The following is a 20705-nucleotide window of genomic DNA, read 5'->3' on the forward strand; positions in this document are numbered from 1 at the left end:
CCACAGTCTCCACCTCGCGGCCGTGCCGGCCTCAGCGGCGGGTCGGGTGTGGCTTGCGCAGCGAGTCGGGCAGCAGGCCGGCGCCCGGAGCGCTGTCGCTGGACGCGACCCAGTCACCGGGGTTGGAGAACGCGCAGCGCTGGAGGCTCAGGCAGCCGCAGCCGATGCACGACTCGAGTCCAGTCTTGAGCCGTTCCAGTGCGACGATCTGCTCGTCGAGGCGTCCTCGCCAGTGCTGCGAGATGCGGTGCCAGTCGGACTTGGTGGGGGTGCGGTTGGAGGGGAGCCGGGACAGCTCGTCCTTGATCTCCTCCAGGGTCAGCCCGACGTTGGACGCGGCCCGGATGAAGGCCAGCCGTCGGAGCACGCTGCGCTGGTAGCGGCGCTGCCCCCCACCGGAGCGCATGGCCTCGATCAGCCCCTCAGACTCGTAGAACCGCAACGCCGACGCAGCGAAGCCGCTGCGCTGCACGATCTCGCCGATCGGGAGCACGTCGTGCTTGTCCATCTTGGCCCCTTGAACTCAAGTTAACTTCAACTTGAATGATTGCCGCATGACCAGGAAATCACAAGCACGGGTGGCACTCGTCACCGGAGGAACCGCGGGCCTGGGGCTCGCCCTGACCAAGGCGCTGGCCGCCGACGGCTGGCACGTCATCACCGACGGCAGGAACGAGGGACGGCTCAAGGAGGCGGACCTCCCGCCCGTCGTCGCCGCCGTCGTCGGCGACATCACCGACGCCGAGCACCGCTCGGCGCTCGTCAACCGGGTCTGGGAGGTCGGACGCCTCGACCTGCTCGTCCACAACGCCAGCACCCTCGGGCCGTTGCCGATGAAGCCGCTGGGCGAGGTGCGGATCGAGGAGATGGCGGAGGCGTGGCGGACCAACGTCGGCGCGCCGCTCGTCCTGACCGGTGAGCTCCTCCCCTGGTTGCGCCCGGGGGAGTCGACGCTCGTCTCGATCAGCTCCGACGCGGCCGTCCACCACTACGAGACCTGGGGGCTGTACGGCGCTGGGAAGGCCGCGCTCGACCACCTGACGCTCACGTTCGGGGCCGAGACCGGCGTGGCGGCGTACGCCGTGGACCCCGGCGACATGCGCACCCAGATGCACCAGGACGCGTTCCCGGGCGAGGACATCTCGGACCGGCCGCTCCCGGAGACCGTCGTCCCGCGCCTGCTGCGGCTGCTGGAGCAACGCCCGGAGTCGGGCCGCTACCGGGCGGAGGACTTTCGATGACCACGCTCAGCGAGGCGCCCGGCGTGCACTTCGAGGCGTCGGACTTCGCCCCGCAACCCGCGGAGTCGCGCGGTCTGGCGCGCGACGAGGTGCGACTGCTCGTCGGGACCGGCGACGGCGTCACCCACGCCCGGTTCCGCGACCTGCCCGACCACCTGCGCGCGGGTGACGTCCTGGTCGTCAACAACTCCGCGACCGTGCCCGGCGAGGTGGACGCGACGCTGCACGGCGCCGAGGTCGTGCTGCACGTCGCGGCCCGCCTGGACGACGGCGACCGGGTGGTCGAGCTGCGCTCCGCGCCCGACGCGTCCCGTGCCCTGCTCGACGCCTGGCCGGGCGACGTGGTGCTGGCCGGCGACGTGCGGGTGACGCTCGCGGCGCCCTGGCCGACGGGGGAGGCGTCTTCGCCGACCCGGGCTGGCAACCGGCTCTGGCGGGCGCGGGTGCGCGGCGACTTCGACGCCGTGCTCGCGCGGACCGGGCGACCGATCGCCTACGGCTACCTCGACCGGCCCTACCCCCTCCAGGCCTACCAGACCGTCTTCGGCACCCGACCCGGCAGCGCCGAGATGGCCTCGGCCGGGCGACCCTTCACCGAGGCGCTGGTGACGTCGCTGGTCGCCCGGGGCGTCGCCTTCGCCCCGGTCACGCTGCACACCGGGGTGTCGTCGCAGGAGGCCGGCGAGGCGCCCGGGCCGGAGTGGTTCGAGGTGCCGGACGCCAGCGCGCGGACCGTCAACGCCGCTCGGGCCGGGGGCGGGCGCGTGGTCGCGGTCGGGACCACGGCCACCCGGGCCGTCGAGTCGGCCGTGCGTGACGGCGCCCTCGTCTCCGCGACCGGGTGGACCGACCGCGTGGTCACCCCGGCCGCGCCTCCAGTCGTCGTCGACGGCCTGATCACGGGCTGGCACGACCCGCACGCCTCGCACCTGCTCCTCGTCGAGGCCGTGGCCGGACGGGCGCTCACGCAGGCGGCGTACGACGCGGCGGTGGCGAACCACTACCTGTGGCACGAGTTCGGCGACTCGGCGCTGCTGATGCCGTGGCGCCGTGAGGGGAGTGAGTGAGGGTTTTCCTCCCCGAAACATGGGGTGACACCGCCGACAACATCGCGTTCCTACCGTCGACGACATGACGCACACGCGCCCCACCCTCGTCGTCGTCGGCCACGGCATGGTCGGCCACCGCTTCGTCCAGGCCGCCGTCGAGCGCGGGCTGACCGAGACCCATGGCGTCGTCGTGCTGGGTGAGGAACCGCGTGCGGCCTACGACCGGGTGGCCCTGACGAGCTTCTTCGCGGCGGACAGCGCGGACGAGCTGTCGCTGCTGCCGGAGGGGGAGTACGCCGATCCGCGGGTGCGCCTCGTCCTCGACGCCGCCGTCACCGCGATCGACCGCACGGAGCGGGTCGTCACCTACGTCTCGCCCGCCCCGCGCGCGTCGGCGGAGCCGCTGGCCAACCCCGGGGCCGTGCACGAGATCGGCTACGACGTGCTGGTGCTGGCGACCGGTGCGGCGCCGTTCGTGCCGCCGGTGCCCGGGCGCGAGCTCGACAACGTCTTCGTCTACCGCACGATCGAGGACCTCGAGGCGATCCGGGAGGCGTCCACGACCGCGACCGCCGGCGCGGTCATCGGCGGTGGGCTGCTCGGGCTGGAGGCGGCCAACGCCCTGCACCAGCTCGGCGTCCGGACCCACGTGGTCGAGATGGCGCCGAGGTTGATGGCCGTGCAGGTCGACGACGCCGGCGGCGCCACGCTCAGGCGCCACGTCGAGCAGCTCGGGCTCAGCATCCACACGGGCGTGATGACCGAGCTGATCGAGGGCGACGCCGACGGTGTGGTCAGCGGCCTGAAGTTCGCCGACGCCGAGGAGCCGCTCCCGGTCGAGATCGTCGTCTTCTCCGCCGGCATCCGACCGCGCGACGCCCTCGCCCGCGAGTGTGACCTCGAGGTCGCCGAGCGCGGCGGCATCCTCGTCGACGAGCAGTGCCGCACGTCCGACGACCGGGTCTTCGCGATCGGCGAGTGCGCCGCCCCCGGCGGGAGGATGTACGGCCTCGTCGCCCCCGGCTACGCCATGGCCGAGGTCGTGGTCGACGCGCTCCTCGAGGGGCCGGGCACGTTCACCGGCGCCGACATGTCCACCAAGCTCAAGTTGCTCGGCGTCGACGTCGCCAGCTTCGGCGACGCGTTCGCGACCGCCGAGGGGTCGCTCGAGCTCGTCTACTCCGACGCGGTCGCCGGGGTCTACAAGAAGCTTGTCATCTCCGAGGACGGCACCCGGCTGCTGGGCGGGATCCTGGTCGGCGACGCATCGGCGTACGGCGTGCTCCGACCGCTCGTCGCCAGCGGCATCGCGCTCCCCGACAACCCGGAGTCGCTGATCCTCCCCGTCTCGTCGGGCGCCGCCCCGCTCGGGATGCCGGACGAGGCGCAGGTCTGCTCGTGCAACGACGTGACGAAGGGGCAGATCAAGCACGCGGTCGGCGAGGAGGGCTGCGAGACGGTCGCCGACGTGAAGCGGTGCACCCGCGCGGGCAGCACCTGCGGGTCCTGCGTCGGCCTGGTCAAGAGCATCATCGAGGAGCACTTCGAGAGCGTCGGCAAGGTGGTCGACAGGGGGCTGTGCGAGCACTTCCGGTTGAGCCGCCAGGAGCTCTTCGACATCGTCGCCGTCCACGGCTACAAGAGGTTCGACGACATCGTCGAGGCGCACGGCACGGGTCGCGGCTGCGACGTCTGCAAGCCGGCGATCGCCAGCATCCTGGCCAGCCAGTTCAACGGGCACGTGCTCGACCGCGGGACGCGGCAGCTCCAGGACACCAACGACGCCTATCTCGCCAACATCCAGCGCAACGGCACCTACTCCGTCGTCCCGCGCATCCCGGGCGGCGAGATCACGCCCGACAAGCTGATCGTGATCGGCGAGGTGGCCCGCGACTTCAACCTCTACACGAAGATCACCGGCGGTCAGCGGATCGACCTCTTCGGCGCCCGGATGGAGGAGCTGCCCGCCATCTGGCGCCGGCTGGTGGACGCGGGCTTCGAGTCCGGCCACGCGTACGGCAAGTCGCTGCGGACGGTGAAGTCGTGCGTGGGGTCGACGTGGTGCCGCTTCGGCGTGCAGGACAGCGTCGGCCTCGCGATCGCGCTGGAGCTGCGCTATCGCGGGCTGCGGAGCCCGCACAAGCTCAAGGGCGGGGTCAGCGGGTGCGCCCGCGAGTGCGCCGAGGCCAGGAGCAAGGACTTCGGGGTGATCGCGACCGAGAAGGGCTGGAACCTCTACGTCGGCGGCAACGGCGGCGCCGTACCTGCCCACGCCCGGCTGCTCGCCGGGGACCTGGACACCGAGACCCTGGTCTCCTACCTCGACCGCTTCCTCATGTACTACATCCGCACCGCCGACCGGCTCCAGCGCACGGCCGGGTGGATCGACTCGCTCGACGGTGGCCTCGACCGGGTCCGCGAGGTCGTGGTCGACGACGCGCTGGGCCTCGGGGCCGAGCTGGAGGCCGAGATGGAGCGGCACGTCGGGAGCTACTTCGACGAGTGGAAGGCCACGCTCGAGGACCCGGAGAAGCTGGGTCGTTTCGTGTCCTTCGTCAACGCGCCCGACACCCCCGACCCGGCGATCTCCTTCACCGAGGAACGCGGCCAGATCAGGCCGGCGGACCCGGACGCGCCGGTGGTGCTGGCCGCCACGATCCCGGTCGGGGCACCGGTCGACGCGGCGGTGCTCGGATGACCCGCGGCGACCGCACCTGGGAGAAGGTGTGCCCCCTCGCCGACCTCGAGATCGAGCGAGGGGTGACCGCACTGGTCCACGGCCAGGCGGTCGCGATCTTCCGCACGCACGACGGTGAGGTCTACGCCCTCGGCAACCACGACCCCTTCGCGAAGGCATCGGTCCTCGCGCGCGGGATCGTCGGCACGCGCGACGGGATCCCGTTCGTGGCCAGCCCGATGCACAAGCACGCCTTCGACCTCCGCAGCGGCGTGTGCCTCGACGACGAGCACGCCAGCGTCCCCTGCTACGAGGTGCTGATCGAGGACGGCGTGGTCCACATCGGCGGACGACGCCGTGAGGTCGCATGAGTGAGCTCCCGCTCGACGGCTATCGCGTCGGCGTCACGGCCGCCCGCAAGGTGGAGGAGCAGATCGCCCTGCTCGAACGGCGCGGGGCGAAGGTCGACTGGGCGCCGATGCTCTCCAGCGACCCCAACCGGGTCGACGACGCCGAGCTGCGGGCGGCGACGGAGGCGGTGCTGGCCGAGCCGGTCGACATCTTCGTGGCGACGACCGGCATCGGGATGCGGACCTGGCTCGACGCCGCGGAGGAGTGGGGTCTGCACGACGAGCTGGTCGGCGCGATCAGTGCCTCCGAGGTGCTCGCCCGCGGGCCCAAGAGCGTCGGGGCGCTGCGTCGTCGCGGGATCCGGGAGCTGTGGGCGCCCGACTCCGAGTGCTTCGAGGACGTGCTCGCGCACCTGCGGGGGCGGGACCTGGCGGGGCTGCGGATCGTCGTGCAGGAGCACGGGCAGTCGCTGTCGATGGTCGCCCACGCGCTCGCGCGGCAGGGGGCGCGGGTCGACGTCGTGACCGTCTATCGCGTGGCGAGCGCCGAGGACCCCGAGCCGATGTTCCGGATGGTCGACCTGGTCGCGGAGCGCAAGCTCGACGCGGTCACCTTCACCTCGGCCCCCGCGGTGGCGGCGCTGATGTCCGTCGCCGGCGTCACCGGTCGGCGCGACGAGCTCGTCGCCGCCTTCCAGGCCGACGTGATCGCGACCTGCGTCGGGCCCGTCACCGCCGCGGCGTTCGAGATGTGGGGCGTGCCGACGATCATGCCCGAGCGGTCGCGGCTCGCGGCCATGATCAAGATGCTCGAGGCCGAGCTGCCCTCGCGTCGCGACGGGCTGTCGATCGACGTCGCAGGACACGTGCTGCTGCTCCACAGCGACATGGTGCTGCTCGACGGGACCGAGATCCGCCTCTCGCCCGCGCCGCTCGCCGTCCTCCAGTCGCTGGTGGTCAACCCCGGCCACGTCGTCTCGCGGGCCGACCTCCTCGCGGCCCTCCCGAGCGGCACCGCCGGGTCCGAGCACGCCGTCGAGATGGCCGTCGCCCGGTTGCGTGCGGCGCTCGGAACGCGCGTGGTGCAGACCGTGGTCAAGCGGGGATACCGGCTGGCCGTCGCGAGCTGACCGCGCCGCGGCGTACGGCGTTGGTCCGTGTGCCCCTGGATTGGCGGGGGCGGCGGCCGGGGGCGGGGGTAGTTCAGTGCGACTTTGTCGGAATCCGAGGTGTGGACGACGAACTCTCACTGAACTACCCCGGGGCGGGCCGGCGAGGGTGGCGGCAGATCGCACGCGCGGGCGGCGAAACGCTGTCAGGTGCCGCCACCCATCGGCCGAGCTGACCGCGCTGCGGCGTACGGCGATCAGCCGGTCGCCACGACGAGCGCCGTCGCGATGGCGGCGACGCCCTCGCCGCGGCCGGTGAGGCCGAGTCCGTCGGTGGTGGTGGCGCTGACCGAGACGGGCGCACCGGCGGCGGCGGACAGCGCGGCCTCGGCCTCGGCGCGGCGCGGACCCAGGCGGGGAGCGTTGCCGACCACCTGGACGGCGACGTTGCCGATCTCGAAGCCGGCCGCGCGGACGCGGCGGGCGGCCTCGGCCAGCAGGGTGGCACCGGAGGCCCCTGCCCACTCGGGCTCCCCGGTCCCGAAGTGCGAGCCGAGGTCGCCGATCCCGGCAGCCGAGAACAGCGCGTCGCAGGCGGCGTGGGCGGCGACGTCGGCGTCGGAGTGACCCTCCAGGCCGAGGGGCTCGTCGGGCCACGCGAGTCCCGCGAGGTGCATCGGCCCCCCCGGGACGAGGCGGTGGACGTCGGTGCCGATGCCGGTGCGGGGGAGGCTCACGGGTCGATCATGCCGGGTCGACCCGGCAGAGTTCACCACCACGTAACCTCGAACCGTCCGGACTGCGGAGCCATCAGCCATGATGGTGGCGTGGAGGAGAGCAAGGTCCGGTGGGCGGTCGCCGGCGTCGTGACGATGTTCGTGGGACTCGCCACCAGCTACGCGACCGCGATGGCCCTCACGATCCGGGAGTCGCCGGTCGTCGCCGTGGCCGAGCTGATCATCCGCATCACGCCCGGTCCGGTCGCCGAGCGGCTGATCCGCTTCGTCGGCCAGCTCGACAAGCCGCTGCTGATCCTCGGCATCGTGCTCTTCCTGCTGGCCATGGGGGCGGTCGCCGGCCTGCTGGCCCGCACCAGCGTGGTCAGGCCCGTCGTCGTCTGGGTGGCGCTGGCCGCGATCGGCGCCACCGCCGTGATGCTCCAGCCGGGGGCGCGGGCCGTCGACGTGCTGCCGGTGATGGTCGGCCTGGTCACCTGGGTCGCGGTGCTGTCCGCGATCGTGAAGCCGCTCATCACCGAGCGCCACCATCCCGAGATCGTGTCGCGCGAGCGGCGCGTCTTCCTCTCCGTCGCCAGCGTGTTCGCGCTCGCGGCCGTCGGGATCGCCGGCGCCGGGCGCATCGTGGGGCGCGGCCGCCGCCACGTGGTGGAGAGCCGTCGGCTGCTCCGGCTCGACGGCGTGACCCTCCCGCCCGCACCGCCCGCCACGACGCTCGGCCTCGCCGGCATCTCGCCCTGGCAGACGCCCAACGACGACTTCTACCTCATCCACACGGCGATCTCGGTCCCGACGATCGAGCCGAAGGACTGGACCCTGCGCATCCACGGGCTCGTCGACCGCGAGCTCACCCTGACGTACGACGACCTGGTGGCCCGACGGCTCACCGAGGCCTGGGTCACCCTCAACTGCGTGAGCAACGAGGTCGGCGGCGACCTGGTCGGAAACGCCTGGTGGAGCGGGATCCGGGTGGCCGACATCCTCGAGGAGGTCGGTCTCGACCCGACCGCCGACTGCGTCCTCCAGACCTCCGAGGACGGCTGGAACTGCTCGACGCCGCTGACGGCCCTGACCGACGACCGCAACGCGATGCTGGCGGTCGCCATGAACGGCAAGCCCCTCCCGATCGAGCACGGCTTCCCGGTCCGCACGATCGTGCCCGGGCTCTACGGCTACGTCTCCGCCACGAAGTGGGTCGTGGACTACGAGGTCACCCGCTTCGCCGACGTCGCGGCGTTCTGGACCCAGCGCGGCTGGTCGGAGCAGGGGCCGGTCAAGATCTCCTCGCGCATCGACGTACCCCGCTCCGGGGCGGACGTCGTCGCGGGCAAGGTCAACGTCGGCGGACTGGCGTGGGCCCAGCACACCGGCATCGCGGCGGTGGAGGTCGCGGTGGACGGCGGCGAGTGGCTGCCGGCCGAGCTCGGCGCGAGCCCCAGCAAGGACACCTGGGTGCAGTGGGCGCTGACCGTCGACCTCGACGAGGGCGAGCACGAGCTGCGCGTGCGTGCCACCGACAAGGACGGGCTCGTGCAGACGGGCGTCCTGCGCGACGTGGTGCCGGACGGTGCCACCGGCTGGCACACCATCCGGGTCGACGCCGGGTCGGACTAGGGCTGCACGCCCCAGATGTGTCGGACCTCGGCGACGAGACCGGCCGCCTGGCGCAGGCCGGCCCGGGCCGCGTCGGCGCGCTTGGCCGGGTCGAGCAGGTTGTTGCCGAAGGCGGCCAGCGCCTCGGCGTCGGGCGTGATGACCGACCACTCCCGGGCGGCGACCTTCTCGAGCTGGGCGCGGATCGAGGTGGCCTTGCTGAAGGCCTGGGGCAGCGGCGCGAGCACGATCACCCGCTCGGCCCCGGCCGCCAGGTCGACGTTGGCGGTCGAGCGCATCCCGCCGTCGATGTAGTGGCGCCCGTCGATCGCCACCGGCGGCCACACCGTGGGCACCGCACAGCTCGCCGCGACCGCGCTCACGATGTCGACGCCGCTGTCGGGGGTGAAGACGGTGAAGGCGCCCGTCTCGGCCTCGACGGCGGTGATCTGCAGGTCGCGGTCGGGCCACTCCTCGGTGTCGATGCGGGACCGGATGACGCCCTCGCGATCGACGCTGCCGGGCTCGTGCGCCTTCATCGCCAGCTTGCCGATGCGCGCCCTCTTGGTGTTGCCGTCACCGGGCAGCACGAAGGGCGGCACCATCTTGATCAGGGCGAGGCGCGAGAGCCGGCCACCGAGCTCCGCGTCCGGCGGCGACAGCTGTTCGTCGTAGAGGTCGGCGATCGGCGTGCCGCTGGTGACCTGGACGCCGACGACGGAGCCGGCCGACGTGCCGATGATGCGGTCGGCGCCGGTGAGGTCGACCCCCTCGGCCGCGAGGCCGGCGAGGATGCCGACCTCCCACGCGATGCCGGTGATGCCGCCGCCACCGAGGACCAGTGCTGTGCGAGGACTCATGCCCTCACACTATTCAGCGGTTGATGACGTAGACCGTGCCGCCGCTGGCGTTGATCCAGACGTCCTCGAACTCGTCGCGGTCGTAGACACGGCGTACGGCGCCGTTGCTCGCGCCCGCCGGGTCGTTGACGACCACGTCGCCGTCGGGCTCGAAGCCGACGATCACGAGCAGGTGCCCGTTGCTGGTGGAGATCGGCGCACCGCTCAGCTGGTTGCGCCCGAAGGCGATCGAGGCGACCAGCGGCACGCCCGCGGTGATGAAGGGCTCGGCGGCGCGCAGGTCGGGGAGCCGCGTGACGTAGGCGTCGCCGGTGGTCAGGGTGCTGGCGTAGGCGGTGTTGAACGCCCAGTTGCCGGTGCCGCCGTAGGCGTGGTCATAGACCATCCGCGCGGTGTGGTCGACCTGGGCGTCGGCGTGGCCCGCGGTGATGTCGGTGAAGGGCCCCGGCTGGAGGCCGTAGTAGGCCAGCACCATCGCGGTCGAGGTGGGCGAGCACCAGGCCTCTCCGCCCCCGCCCCACTGCGGGTAGTGGCCGCCGTGCGTCATCTGGGAGAAGGTCGGTACGTCGAGGACGGTGCCGACACCCGGCCCGGGCACCGACGTCGGGGCGCTGCCGCGGGGCACCAGCGCGCTGGCCATCGCGCCCACCCGGTCGAGGCTCACGGGCGACTTGCTGTTCCTGCGGTAGAGACCGACCCGCACCTGCCACTGCGCGAGCGGGGCGGTGGCCTGCCAGGTGTCGACGTTGGCCCGGCCCAGGTCGTCGGGCTGGCTGCCGAGCGAGCGGCGCCGGCGGCTCGGGTTGTCGAGGCTCCACTCGGCCATCGAGTCCCAGCTCGACACGGTGCCGTCGGCGGCCTGGGCGCGCACCTGCACCTTGACCACCGAGTCGCCGGTGGTCATCGCCTCCCACGTCGGGATCAGCTGGGTGAAGCCGAAGCCGGGCGCCGACCACGGGGAGGTCCATGTGCCGACCTGGTAGCGGCGACCGCCGAGCTTGCCCGTGCGCGGCTTCCTCGGGACGAGCGAGTCGCCCTTCACACGCAGGCCCTTCAGGGTGCCGGTCTGCCAGTCGGCAGCGGTCGACCAGCCGGCGTTCGCGATGCCGGAGACGGCCCGGCGAGAGGCCGGGTCGGCGGCGTGAGCCGGTCCGACCGCCGGCAGCAGCGGGGCGACCAGCGCCGTGAGGGAGGCGGCTGCGAGGGCGGGGGCGAGGCGACGTACCACCCGGAGACGGTAACCCGCCGACGTCCCATCTGTCCCACGAGTCACAGGCTCCGGGGAATCGGGGCCAGACCCCGCCCGCCCGTAGACTTGGCGGGTGACCCTGCGCCTCCACGACACCGCGACCCGCGAAGTCCGTGACTTCGTCCCCCTCGAGGAGGGGAAGGTCGGCATCTACGTCTGTGGGCTCACCGTGCAGTCGGAGCCGCACGTCGGCCACGTGCGCTCGGCCGTCAACTTCGACGTGCTGCGCCGCTGGCTCAGCGCGAGCGGCTATGCCGTGCACTTCATCCGCAACGTCACCGACATCGACGACAAGATCCTGACCAAGGCCGCCGAGCAGGACCGGCCCTGGTACAACCTCGCCTACGCGATGCACGCCGAGCTGACCAAGGCGCTGGCCTCGATCAACGTGCTCCCACCGACCTACGAGCCCGGCGCGACCGGCACCATCCCCGAGATGGTCGAGCTGATCGAGAAGCTGATCGCGCGCGGTCACGCCTACGTCGGCGAGGACGGCTCCGGCGACGTCTACTTCGACGTGCGCTCGTGGCCGACCTACGGCGAGCTGACCCGCCAGGGCATCGACGACATGGAGCCGGCCGGCGACGCCGACCCGCGCGGCAAGCGCGACCCGCGCGACTTCGCCCTGTGGAAGGGGTGGAAGAAGGAGACGGAGCCGGAGTCGGCCGCGTGGCCCTCCCCGTGGGGACCCGGCCGCCCCGGCTGGCACATCGAGTGCTCCGCGATGGCCAGCAAGTACCTCGGCCCCGCCTTCGACATCCACGGCGGCGGCGTCGACCTGCGCTTCCCGCACCACGAGAACGAGCAGGCGCAGTCGCGGGCAGCCGGCATGCCGTTCGCGTCCTACTGGCTGCACAACGCCTGGATCACCACGGCCGGCGAGAAGATGAGCAAGTCGCTCGGCAACTCGCTGCTCGTGCCCGAGGTGCTCAAGCGCGTGCGCGGGATCGAGCTGCGCTTCTACATCGTCTCCGCGCACTACCGCTCGCACGTCGAGTTCAGCTTCGAGGCGCTCGACGAGGCCGCCGCCGGGTTCCGTCGCATCGAGAACTTCCTGGAGCGGGTCGGCTACGCCTCCACCCGACCGACCGGGATCGAGGAGATGACCGCTGAGTTCGTGGCCGCGATGGACGACGACCTCGGCACCCCGGCCGCCATGGCGGTCGTCTACGACCTGGTGCGCGACGGCAACCGGGCGCTCGCCTCCGACCAGGACGCGAGGATGCACGCCCGACACGTCGAGGCCATGCTCGACGTGCTGGGACTGCACCCGCACGACGAGGCGTGGGCCGGCGCCGGCGCCGGCGACGAGAAGCTGACCAGCGCCGTCGACGTACTCATCACAGCACTGCTCGAGGACCGCGCCACCGCGCGGGCCGACCGGGACTGGGCGCGAGCGGATGCCATCCGCGACCGCATCAAGGCAGCCGGGATCGAGATCGAGGACACGCCCTCAGGGCCGAAGTGGAGCATCGACAATGCCGGGTAATTCGCAACGCAAGGGCTCGGTCCGCAAGAGCGGCAAGGGCGCCACGGTCGGCTCGGGCGGTCGCGTCCGGCGCGGCCTCGAGGGCAAGGGTCCGACTCCGGCGGCCAAGGACCGGCCCTACCACAAGGCCCACAAGGACGCGAAGCGCGCCGAGCGGACCGAGGCCAAGCGGCCTCCGCGCCGTCAGGCGAAGTCGACCGACGCCGAGTGGGTGGCCGGGCGCAACTCGGTGGTCGAGGTGCTCTCCGCCGGCATCCCCGTGACGGGGGTGTACGTCGCAGAGGGAGCCGAGCGCGACGGCCGGCTGCGCGACGCGTTCAAGATGGCCGCCGAGCACGGCTACCCGTTGCTCGAGGTCACCCGTGCCGAGCTCGACCGGATGACCGGCGGAGCGGTGCACCAGGGCCTCGCGGCCCGCCTGCCGTCGTACGAGTACGCCCACGCCGACGACCTGCTCGACCGCGCCGTGGCCGCCGGCGAGGACGCGCTGATCGTCGCCCTCGACTCGGTGACCGACCCCCGCAACCTCGGTGCCGTCGTGCGCTCGGCGTCCGGCTTCGGCGCCCACGGCGTGCTGATCCCAGAGCGCCGCGCCGCCGGCATGACCGCGGCCGCGTGGAAGACCAGCGCCGGGGCGGCCGCGCGCATCCCCGTCGCCCAGACCGTCAACCTGGTCCGCCAGCTCAAGGCGCTGCAGGCGGCCGGGTGCATGGTGGTCGGGCTCGCGGCCGACGGTGACGTGTCGCTGCCCGAGCTGACCGCACCCGACGGCCTCGCCACCGGACCGCTGGTGATCGTGGTCGGCTCGGAGGGCAAGGGCCTCGGCCGCCTGGTCGCGGAGACCTGCGACCAGCTGGTGTCGATCCCGATGCACAACCAGCTCGAGTCGCTGAACGCGGGAGTCGCGGCGTCCGTGACGCTGTATGCCGTTGCGCAGGCCAGGAGCTAGGTCCGGGCGGGTCCTGACGGGGCTCGTCCTCGCGGCGGTGTGCCTCACCGTCGCGGTCTCGTCCGGCCTGGCGTTCTTCCTCGGCGACAGCCGCACGGTGGTCGTGGCGAGCCACGACGCCGTGGTCACGCCCACCTTCGACGGGTACGTCGCCCTGCGCACCGGCCCGCTCCTGCCGGACGTGCGGCAGGCGACCGGAGGTCCGATCGGCGTCGACCTGGTGCTCGGAAAGACCCAGAGCTCGTCGGTCGAAGAGCTGTTCGCGCGCTATGCGTTCATCGCCAGTGAGCCCGACTCGCAGGTCGCCAAGGTGACCGCGGCCGTGCGCGACATGGCGGTGTCGGCGGCCCTGCGCGGTGCCGCCCTCGGCATGGTCCCGCTCGGGACCTGGTGGCTCCTCGGACCCCACCGGCGCGGCCAGCTGTTCCGCGGGGTGCGCACCCGCAAGGGCGTGGCCGCCGCGCTGGTGCTCGTCTCGGTGCCCCTGCTGCTGTGGCAGCCGTGGTCGGCGGACGAGGAGTCCCAGGAGTCGCAAGGGGAGTGGGAGCCGCTCGAGACCTTCATGGCCGGTTTCCCGATCCCGGCCGAGGCCGCGGGAATCGAGATCCGCAACAGCGCGACCACGGTGCAGACGCAGCGGCTGATCCAGAGCGCCGTGGACACCTACGAGAAGAGCACGGAGTTCTACGACCGCGCCGCCGAGGAGGCCGGTGCCCTCGAGCTGCACGAGCCGGCCGACGACGAGACGGTCGCCCTCGTCGTCAGCGACCGCCACGACAACATCGGCATGGACCGGGTCGCGCGCGCCATCGGCGACCGCGCAGGGGCCACGGTCGTCCTGGACGCCGGCGACGACACCTCGACCGGCCAGCCGTGGGAGGCCTTCAGCCTCGACTCGCTCAACCGCGCGGTCGACGACCTCGACCGGTTCGCGGTTGCGGGCAACCACGACAACGGCCCGTTCGTCGCGGGCTACCTCGACGACCTCGGCTGGCAGATGCTCGACGGGACCGCCGTCGATGCCCCGTGGGGCGGACTGCTGATGGGCGTCGACGACCCACGCTCGAGCGGGCTGGGCAACTGGCGCGACGAGACCGGGCTGAGCTTCTCCGAGGTCGGCGAGCGGCTGGCCGACGCCGCGTGCGAGGTCGCCGACGACGGAGAGCGCATCTCGACCCTGCTGGTCCACGACGCCAACCTCGGGGGCGAGTCACTGGCGCGTGGGTGCGTCGACCTCGTGGTCGGCGGGCACACGCACGTCCAGGCCGGACCGGAGCTCGTCGAGGGCGAGGACGGTCGAGCGGGATACACCTTCACCAACGGCACGACGGGCGGGGCGGCGTACGCCATCGCGGTCGGCAGCAAGCCGCGCCGCGACGCCGACGTGTCGCTCGTGACCTACCGTGACGGCCACCCGGTCGGCACCCAGTGGGTGCGGCTGCGGACCAACGGCGTGTTCGTCGTCGGGGAGTACGCCGAGCTCGTGCTCGACGACGAGAGCTGAGCGCCGACCCGCGACTTCAGGCGCAGGAACGGCGTCTCGAGCCAGTAGTAGGACGCCGGCACCACGAGCGCGGTGAGGGTGGCCGCCAGCAGCTTCGCGCCGAGCGAGTCGAGGCCGACGGCCGCGTCGATGCTCACGAGGACGGGGTAGTGCCACAGGTAGAGCCCGTAGGACATCTTGCCCACCAGCACCAGGGGGCCGACCGACAGCAGCCGGGCCGCAGGGCTCCCCTCGGAGCGGACGGACGCGATCAGGGCGGTGGTGAACACCGAGACGCCGACCCAGGTGCCGAGCAGCACGGTGGTCGACGTCGGAGCGCCCACCATCACGAGCGCCACCAGCCCGACGAGCGAGACCACCCCGGCGAGCGGGGCCGACCGCGCGGTCCAGACCCGGCGACGCGGATCGCCGGTCAGGAGGACGGCCGCCAGGGTGCAGCCGGTCAGCAGCTCGGCCGCGCGGAACTGCGTGGCGTTGTTGAGCATCCCCATCTCGACGTCGGCCGCGAACACGGCGTACGCCGCGCCCGCCCACGCCAGCGCGCACGCCGCGGCGATGATCGCCGGAAGACTCGTGCGCCACCGGCGTGCGGCCGTCGTCGCGCCCACCAGGAGCACCGGCCAGAGCAGATAGAACTGCTCCTCCACCGACAGCGACCAGGTGTGGCCCAGCGTGCCCATCCCGGCGCCGAGGGCCGCGGCCCAGTTGGCGACGTAGAGGAAGCTGAAGAGCGCGCCGCGCAGCGTCCCGCCGGCGTCGACGACGAGGACGTCGCCCGCGACACACACCGCCACGACAGCGAAGTAGGCGGGGAGCAGTCGTAGGCCGCGGCGGAGGTAGAAGCCGGAAAAGCTGAGGGAACCGCGAGCCGACACCTCACGCAGGATCAGCCCGCTGATGAGGAAGCCGCTGAGCACGAAGAACATGTCGACGCCCAGGCTGCCGCCGTCGAATCCCGGCACCCGCAGGTGGAAGCCCACCACGCTCAGCGCGGCCAGCGCACGCAGCCCGTCCAGCGCCGGCTGGTAGCCGAGCGCGACCGGTCGGCCCGGCTCATTGCCGTGGCTCGTGGGCTCGGTCGAGCGCCGCATGTCTCCAGACGCTAGTGGCGGGACGACCGGCGGTCATCACTGCAATTGGGCAACCCCGTGTGACGCGGCCTCGATCAGAAGTAGTCGCGGATGTGGAGCTGGCGGCCGTCGAGGAGGGTGTCCAGCGCCCGGTCCTGGCCGGCGTCGCCGCTCAGCAGCCCGGCCATCCGCAGGTCGGTCGTGGAGGCCGCGCCGGCGTAGAGCAGGGCGACGCCCCGCGGGGCGAGCACCGGACCGCCGGGGCCGCCCGGGGAGACGGTCGCGAGCCCGTCGACGGGGGTCAGGGTCCAGTCGCCGTTCGTCGTCCCCAGCAGGTCGCCGGCGACCGAGAAGGTGATCTGCGTGTCGAGCGGGAGCCCGGCAAACGCGCCGGCGACGTCGTGGACGCGCAGCATGTAGGGGTGGCTCTGCACGACCGTCCAGGTGTCGAAGGGGAGCACCAGGCGCGCGGTGTCGCGACCCGAGGTGAGCAGGCGGACGTGCCCGGTGACCGTGGCGTACGACGCCGCGAGCCGCCACAGGGCCAGGGTCGCGTCACGGGTGAGGGCGACGAGGTCCTCGATCTCGAACGTGGCGGTGGTGTCGTAGCCGCGTCCGCGCTGCCACGCGGCGTAGCCGACGACCTCGCCGTCCTCCTCGGCGATGCTGACGCCGCTGAAGGACGCGAGGAAGGCGTCGGCGTCGGCGGTGAAGGACGCGCCGTCGCGTGTCAGTGGGCCGTTCTGCGCGCGCGCCCAGGTCTCGTGGACGCGACGGATCTCACCGACGTCGGCCGCCGTCGCGCGCCGCAGCGTCGTCGACGCGGGCTTGGGTACGGCGAGGAGGCGAGACGTCGGGATCTCGACGGTGTCGTAGGACGAGACCAGCTCGTAGCCGTAGCGCCGGTAGATGCCCGGCGCCGTGGGGAACAGGGTCGACACGACCTCGCCCCGCTCGCGCATCCCCTCGTCGAGGACGGCGGCGAACAGGTCGTCGAGGAGCCCGCGGCCCCGGTGCTCGGCCGCGACGGCGACGCCGGCGATGCCGTTGGTCGCCACGCGCCGGCCGTGGAACCACGAGTCGTACTCCCGCCGCACCACCTTGGCGGCGAGCACGTCGCCGTCGAAGGTGCCCCAGTCGTGGCGGCCCGGCGCGGGGTGGTCGGCCGGGACGGGCGGGACGTAGCCGGCCGGGAAGTCCCCGAACGCGTCCTGGGCCAGGGCCAGCATCTGGGGTAGGTCGGTCGCCACCAGGGGCCGGGTCTCGGTCATGGGCAACACCCTAGGGGCGTGACAACGCATCGCCGGGCCCGCGCGTCATAGTGACGACCGGTGCATTCTCGGCCACCGACCATCGTCTCGAAGGAGCTCTCATGACCAGGCCTCGCACGACCAGGTACACCCTGCTCGGCCTCATCCTCGCCCCCGTCCTCGTGCTCTGCCTCGGCACCACCGCCCTGGCCCTCACGGCATCCGCCGAGGCGGAGTCGGGTCGCTCGAGCGACCGGTCCACTGATCGGGCGGTGACGAAGGTGAAGTACCCCGGCATCGGCATCGAGGTCAAGCGCACCAGCGGCGACGAGCGCAAGCTCAAGGGCACCCCGCGCAGCTTCAAGAAGTTCATCAGGGCCCGCCTCGACGAGCTGTTCGAGGAGGCCGGCAGCAAGCCGCGCTGCGCCACCGCTCCGACCGTCGTGGTCAAGCGGTTCGACGCGCGCGGGTTCGGCGGCGGCGGCGAGGGCTCCTACGGCCCGTGCGCCGGCGGCGGCTACTCCATCATCTGGAAGAAGTCCGCCTCCGGCTGGGAGCCGATCCTCGGCACCCAGGACGTGCGCTACTGCCAGGACCTCGCCTTCCACGGCGTCACCAACTTCATCGGCGGCCCCGACTGCATCACCGAGGACGGCAAGGCGATCCGCTACCGCCTCAAGAAGACCGACACCGGCAGCCCCGAGGCCAGCGCGCGCCGGGTCTCGAGCCTGGTCAGCGGCTTCCCCGACGTGCCGACCGAAGCCCTCCTCTCGCCGGCCGCGGAGGAGCAGGTCGCGGTGCTCACCGCGAAGAAGGCGTACGTCGACGTCGACACCTGCGTCGCCGCGGGGGACTCCGACCCGCTGGCCGGGAAGCTGGGCGGCTCGCCGTTCGGCTGCTCGGTGACGGCGTACACGACGACGATGCAGCAGAAGAAGATCGGGTCCTACCTGCTGAGGATCGACGAGGACTTCCTCGTCACCGAGCTCGTCGAGCTGGCCTAGGACGGGTCGGGCTCGTCGGTGTAGTCGGGCGGCGGGTCCTCGGGCGCCGTGATGAGCTCGTCGGGCTTGGAGGCGAGCACGGTGTCGATGTAGTCGCGGGCGGTGTCGAAGATGCCGACCTCGCGGCTGTATCGCTGCGACAGGTGCCAGCGGTGCACGAGGATCTCGTGGAAGATCTCGGCGGGCTCGAGCTTGCCGCGGGCCTCGGGCGGCACCATCCGCATGATCGGCTCGTAGACCTCGGTCAGCCACCTGTTGGCGACCAGGTGGCGGTCCTCGCGGCCGAGGTCGAAGTGGGCGGTGTAGGCCGCGAGGTCGTTGAGGAGGCGCCGCGCCTGGGCGTCCTCGACGGTCATCCCCGTGAGCGACTGGAGCTCGCGACGGTGGTGGCCGAGCTCGACGACCTTCGGCTGGATCCGCATCTGGTCGCCGTCGAAGTCCGTGACGATGTCGAGCTCGTCGACGTCGAAGCCGAGGTCGTTGAGGCGCTCGATCCGGCTCTCGATGCGCCACATCTCGCTGGCGCTGAACTCCTCCTCGCCGGTGAGCTCGGCCCACAACGCGTCGTACTGGCTGCGCAGCCGGTCGATGATGGCGTGCCCGTCGACCTCGGTGTGCACGGCGCCGCTGGCCTGGAGGTCCATCAGCTCGGCGAAGATGTTCTCGCAGCCCACGGTGATGTCGTGGTCGCGCATGCGGTCGCTGACGCCGTCGTGCAGCTCACCGGTCTCGGCGTCGACGAGGTAGGCGGAGAACCCGCCGGCGTTGCGTCGGAACAGCACGTTGGACAGCGACACGTCGCCCCAGAAGAAGCCGGCGAGGTGGAGGCGCACGAGGAGCACGACGATCGCGTCGATCAGGCTCGGCAGGTTGTCGGAGGTCATGCCGTGCGCGAAGAGGCTGCGGTAGGGCAGCGAGAAGCGCAGGTGCTCGGTGATGAGCGTGGCCGGGAGCTCCTCGCCGCGTGCGTCGACTCGGCCGGTGACGACGCCCTGTGCGACGACCGAGGGGAGCCCCTCGCGCTGGAGGTCGCGGAGCAGACGGTACTCCCGGAAGGCGATGGACTCCTGCGTCTCCTTCACTGCGTAGGTCCGCTCGCCGAGCCGGACGATGCGCACGATGTGGCGCGAGAGCCCGCGAGGCAGCGGGACGACGACGTCGTCCGACCACTCCTCGAGCGGGGTCGACCACGGCAGGGTGATGATCGCCGGGTCGGGCCGGTTCGCGACGATGCGCAGCGCCATGGGGGGCAACCTACTCCCGATCGACGCTGCTCGTCCGCGAGCAGATTCTGGGGGTTTGCGTGACGGCCATCGCGCGTTTCCCTGGTGCCGCACTAGTGTCCCTACTCTCAGCGCGGCCCGCCGCCCGACGGGTCGACACCGTGTCGGAAGGTTCCATCCATGAAGCATGTACGTGTCCTGGCGACGATCGCCAGCGCTGCCACCGTGTTGGCGCTGGCCTCCTGCGCCGCCCCGGAGAAGGACTCGGGGAGCGAGTCGAGCGACGGTGGCGTCGCGGCCGCCGAGGCCACGAGCGTCGCCGACTTCGGCAGCATGGACGACCTCGTCACGGCGGCCCAGGACGAGGGCGAGCTCAACGTGATCGCGCTGCCGCCCGACTGGGCCAACTACGGCGAGATCATCAGCACCTTCGAGGACAAGTACGACATCAAGGTCAACTCCGACCAGCCGGACGCCGCCTCGCAGGACGAGATCAACGCCGCCGACACCCTCGCCGGCACCGACCGCGCCCCCGACGTCTTCGACCTCGGACAGTCCGTCGCACTGGCCAACACCGACATGTTCGCGCCCTACAAGGTCGAGACCTTCGACGACATCCCCGACGAGTTCAAGGACGCCGACGGCACCTGGGTCAACGACTACGGCGGCTACATGTCGATCGGCTACGACTCATCCAAGGTCCCCGACGTGACGTCGCTCGAGGACCTGCTCGGTCCCGACTTCAAGGGCAAGGTCGCCCTGAACGGCGACCCGACGCAGGCCGGTGCCGCGTTCAGCGGCGTGATGATGGCCGCCATCGCCAACGGCGGCTCCGCCGACGACATCGCGCCCGGCGTCGACTTCTTCGGCGAGCTGAAGAAGGCGGGCAACTTCCTGCCCGTCGACCCCGACTCGGCCACCATCGAGAGCGGCCAGACGCCGGTCGTCATCGACTGGGACTACCTCGGTGCCGCCGCCGCGAAGAACGTCCCGACGTGGAAGACCGTGGTGCCGTCCGAGGCCGTCGTGGCCGGCTACTACTTCCAGGCGATCAACGCCGACGCGCCCCACCCGGCCGCCGCGCGCCTGTGGCAGGAGTTCCTCTACAGCGACGAGGGCCAGAACCTGTGGCTCGCCGGCGGTGCCCGACCCGTGCGCGGCGACGCCATGGCCGAGGACGGCACCATCGACGCCGACCTGTGGGGCGCCCTGCCCGAGGTCGGCGGCGACCCGGTGATCCCGACCAACGAGCAGACGGAGAAGGCCGGCACCGTGCTCGCCGACACCTGGTCCAAGGTCATCAGCTGACGTGAGCTCGACTCACGCAAGCGGGGGTCGTCGCCTGGCGGCG

18 protein-coding genes are annotated in these 20705 nt (G+C 72.1%); 11 read left to right on the plus strand and 7 right to left on the minus strand.

Annotation, left to right across the window (positions count from 1 at the left end):
- Positions 1-31: 31 nt before the first annotated feature.
- Complete coding sequence (gene soxR / locus C7S10_RS05665) at positions 32-508, minus strand: redox-sensitive transcriptional activator SoxR (protein WP_108343455.1); 477 nt, start codon at positions 506-508, stop codon at positions 32-34.
- Positions 509-554: 46 nt separating this feature from the next.
- Between soxR and C7S10_RS05670 the strand changes: the two genes are divergently transcribed.
- The 5 genes from C7S10_RS05670 to C7S10_RS05690 all read left to right on the plus strand — a co-directional run bounded on the left by C7S10_RS05670 (position 555) and on the right by C7S10_RS05690 (position 6447).
- The gene (locus C7S10_RS05670) at positions 555-1241 is read left to right on the plus strand and encodes an SDR family NAD(P)-dependent oxidoreductase (protein WP_108343456.1); all 687 of its coding nucleotides are present in this window, start codon (positions 555-557) and stop codon (positions 1239-1241) included.
- Positions 1238-2308: an S-adenosylmethionine:tRNA ribosyltransferase-isomerase gene (locus tag C7S10_RS05675; protein ID WP_108343457.1), complete on the plus strand. Its 1071-nt coding sequence runs from the start codon at positions 1238-1240 to the stop codon at positions 2306-2308. Before C7S10_RS05670 ends, C7S10_RS05675 begins: the two co-directional genes overlap by 4 nt.
- Before the next feature lie 64 nt (positions 2309-2372).
- On the plus strand, positions 2373-4988 hold the full coding sequence (gene nirB, locus C7S10_RS05680) for a nitrite reductase large subunit NirB (protein WP_108343458.1): 2616 nt from the start codon (positions 2373-2375) through the stop codon (positions 4986-4988).
- A complete protein-coding gene (gene nirD / locus C7S10_RS05685) occupies positions 4985-5338 on the plus strand; it encodes a nitrite reductase small subunit NirD (protein WP_108343459.1) in 354 nt (117 codons plus the stop codon). The genes nirB and nirD overlap by 4 nt, the downstream gene beginning before the upstream one ends.
- Positions 5335-6447 carry a uroporphyrinogen-III synthase gene (locus C7S10_RS05690; protein ID WP_108343460.1) on the plus strand — a complete coding sequence of 371 codons (1113 nt, stop codon included), beginning with the start codon at positions 5335-5337 and terminating at the stop codon, positions 6445-6447. The genes nirD and C7S10_RS05690 overlap by 4 nt, the downstream gene beginning before the upstream one ends.
- Before the next feature lie 236 nt (positions 6448-6683).
- Here C7S10_RS05690 and ispF read toward each other — a convergent pair whose 3' ends face one another.
- The gene (gene ispF, locus C7S10_RS05695; protein WP_279303158.1) at positions 6684-7163 is read right to left on the minus strand and encodes a 2-C-methyl-D-erythritol 2,4-cyclodiphosphate synthase; all 480 of its coding nucleotides are present in this window, start codon (positions 7161-7163) and stop codon (positions 6684-6686) included.
- Between the two features lie 90 nt (positions 7164-7253).
- Between ispF and C7S10_RS05700 the strand changes: the two genes are divergently transcribed.
- Positions 7254-8777 carry a molybdopterin-dependent oxidoreductase gene (locus tag C7S10_RS05700; protein WP_243395231.1) on the plus strand — a complete coding sequence of 508 codons (1524 nt, stop codon included), beginning with the start codon at positions 7254-7256 and terminating at the stop codon, positions 8775-8777.
- On the opposite strand, the gene C7S10_RS05705 is transcribed toward C7S10_RS05700, so the two are convergent.
- Both C7S10_RS05705 and C7S10_RS05710 read right to left on the minus strand, forming a co-directional pair.
- Positions 8774-9616: a patatin-like phospholipase family protein gene (locus C7S10_RS05705; protein ID WP_108343462.1), complete on the minus strand. Its 843-nt coding sequence runs from the start codon at positions 9614-9616 to the stop codon at positions 8774-8776. The genes C7S10_RS05700 and C7S10_RS05705 overlap by 4 nt on opposite strands.
- Positions 9617-9629: 13 nt before the next feature.
- On the minus strand, positions 9630-10844 hold the full coding sequence (locus tag C7S10_RS05710) for a C39 family peptidase (protein ID WP_108343463.1): 1215 nt from the start codon (positions 10842-10844) through the stop codon (positions 9630-9632).
- Between the two features lie 94 nt (positions 10845-10938).
- Here C7S10_RS05710 and cysS point away from each other — a divergent pair, with 94 nt between their 5' ends.
- From cysS to C7S10_RS05725, 3 genes are read left to right on the plus strand one after another with little or no spacing between them, the layout of a single operon-like run.
- The gene (gene cysS, locus C7S10_RS05715; protein WP_108343464.1) at positions 10939-12354 is read left to right on the plus strand and encodes a cysteine--tRNA ligase; all 1416 of its coding nucleotides are present in this window, start codon (positions 10939-10941) and stop codon (positions 12352-12354) included.
- Complete coding sequence (gene rlmB / locus C7S10_RS05720; protein ID WP_108343465.1) at positions 12344-13303, plus strand: 23S rRNA (guanosine(2251)-2'-O)-methyltransferase RlmB; 960 nt, start codon at positions 12344-12346, stop codon at positions 13301-13303. Before cysS ends, rlmB begins: the two co-directional genes overlap by 11 nt.
- Before the next feature lie 37 nt (positions 13304-13340).
- Complete coding sequence (locus C7S10_RS05725) at positions 13341-14807, plus strand: metallophosphoesterase family protein (RefSeq protein ID WP_243395232.1); 1467 nt, start codon at positions 13341-13343, stop codon at positions 14805-14807.
- On the opposite strand, the gene C7S10_RS05730 is transcribed toward C7S10_RS05725, so the two are convergent.
- Together C7S10_RS05730 and C7S10_RS05735 are read right to left on the minus strand one after the other, a co-directional pair.
- Positions 14702-15898, minus strand: coding sequence for an acyltransferase family protein (locus C7S10_RS05730; RefSeq protein ID WP_108343467.1), 1197 nt, complete (start codon positions 15896-15898; stop codon positions 14702-14704). The genes C7S10_RS05725 and C7S10_RS05730 overlap by 106 nt on opposite strands.
- 74 nt (positions 15899-15972) lie before the next feature.
- Positions 15973-17148, minus strand: a complete 1176-nt coding sequence (locus C7S10_RS05735) for a GNAT family N-acetyltransferase (RefSeq protein WP_165807069.1) — start codon at positions 17146-17148, stop codon at positions 15973-15975.
- Positions 17149-17249: 101 nt separating this feature from the next.
- Here C7S10_RS05735 and C7S10_RS05740 point away from each other — a divergent pair, with 101 nt between their 5' ends.
- A complete protein-coding gene (locus C7S10_RS05740) occupies positions 17250-18131 on the plus strand; it encodes a hypothetical protein (RefSeq protein ID WP_108343469.1) in 882 nt (293 codons plus the stop codon).
- Here C7S10_RS05740 and C7S10_RS05745 read toward each other — a convergent pair.
- Positions 18128-19375: a DUF4032 domain-containing protein gene (locus tag C7S10_RS05745; protein WP_108343470.1), complete on the minus strand. Its 1248-nt coding sequence runs from the start codon at positions 19373-19375 to the stop codon at positions 18128-18130. The two genes, C7S10_RS05740 and C7S10_RS05745, sit on opposite strands and share 4 nt — an antisense overlap.
- Positions 19376-19534: 159 nt before the next feature.
- Here C7S10_RS05745 and C7S10_RS05750 point away from each other — a divergent pair, with 159 nt between their 5' ends.
- A complete protein-coding gene (locus C7S10_RS05750) occupies positions 19535-20662 on the plus strand; it encodes an ABC transporter substrate-binding protein (RefSeq protein ID WP_108343471.1) in 1128 nt (375 codons plus the stop codon).
- The last annotated feature ends 43 nt before the right edge of the window (positions 20663-20705 follow it).

Origin of the sequence: Nocardioides currus (assembly GCF_003057875.1) — a bacterium.
Lineage (GTDB): Bacteria > Actinomycetota > Actinomycetes > Propionibacteriales > Nocardioidaceae > Nocardioides > Nocardioides currus.

What these genes read in the sequence shown, in the direction of transcription:
- C7S10_RS05730 (WP_108343467.1), bottom strand. Translation starts at nt 15,898, where the DNA reads ATGCGGCGCTCGACCGAGCCCACGAGCCACGGCAATGAGCCGGGCCGA.
- C7S10_RS05740 (WP_108343469.1), top strand. Translation starts at nt 17,250, where the DNA reads ATGACCAGGCCTCGCACGACCAGGTACACCCTGCTCGGCCTCATCCTC.
- nirB (WP_108343458.1), top strand. Translation starts at nt 2,373, where the DNA reads ATGACGCACACGCGCCCCACCCTCGTCGTCGTCGGCCACGGCATGGTC.
- rlmB (WP_108343465.1), top strand. Translation starts at nt 12,344, where the DNA reads ATGCCGGGTAATTCGCAACGCAAGGGCTCGGTCCGCAAGAGCGGCAAG.
- C7S10_RS05705 (WP_108343462.1), bottom strand. Translation starts at nt 9,616, where the DNA reads ATGAGTCCTCGCACAGCACTGGTCCTCGGTGGCGGCGGCATCACCGGC.
- C7S10_RS05675 (WP_108343457.1), top strand. Translation starts at nt 1,238, where the DNA reads ATGACCACGCTCAGCGAGGCGCCCGGCGTGCACTTCGAGGCGTCGGAC.
- C7S10_RS05745 (WP_108343470.1), bottom strand. Translation starts at nt 19,375, where the DNA reads ATGGCGCTGCGCATCGTCGCGAACCGGCCCGACCCGGCGATCATCACC.
- nirD (WP_108343459.1), top strand. Translation starts at nt 4,985, where the DNA reads ATGACCCGCGGCGACCGCACCTGGGAGAAGGTGTGCCCCCTCGCCGAC.
- C7S10_RS05690 (WP_108343460.1), top strand. Translation starts at nt 5,335, where the DNA reads ATGAGTGAGCTCCCGCTCGACGGCTATCGCGTCGGCGTCACGGCCGCC.
- soxR (WP_108343455.1), bottom strand. Translation starts at nt 508, where the DNA reads ATGGACAAGCACGACGTGCTCCCGATCGGCGAGATCGTGCAGCGCAGC.
- C7S10_RS05735 (WP_165807069.1), bottom strand. Translation starts at nt 17,148, where the DNA reads ATGACCGAGACCCGGCCCCTGGTGGCGACCGACCTACCCCAGATGCTG.
- C7S10_RS05670 (WP_108343456.1), top strand. Translation starts at nt 555, where the DNA reads ATGACCAGGAAATCACAAGCACGGGTGGCACTCGTCACCGGAGGAACC.
- C7S10_RS05750 (WP_108343471.1), top strand. Translation starts at nt 19,535, where the DNA reads ATGAAGCATGTACGTGTCCTGGCGACGATCGCCAGCGCTGCCACCGTG.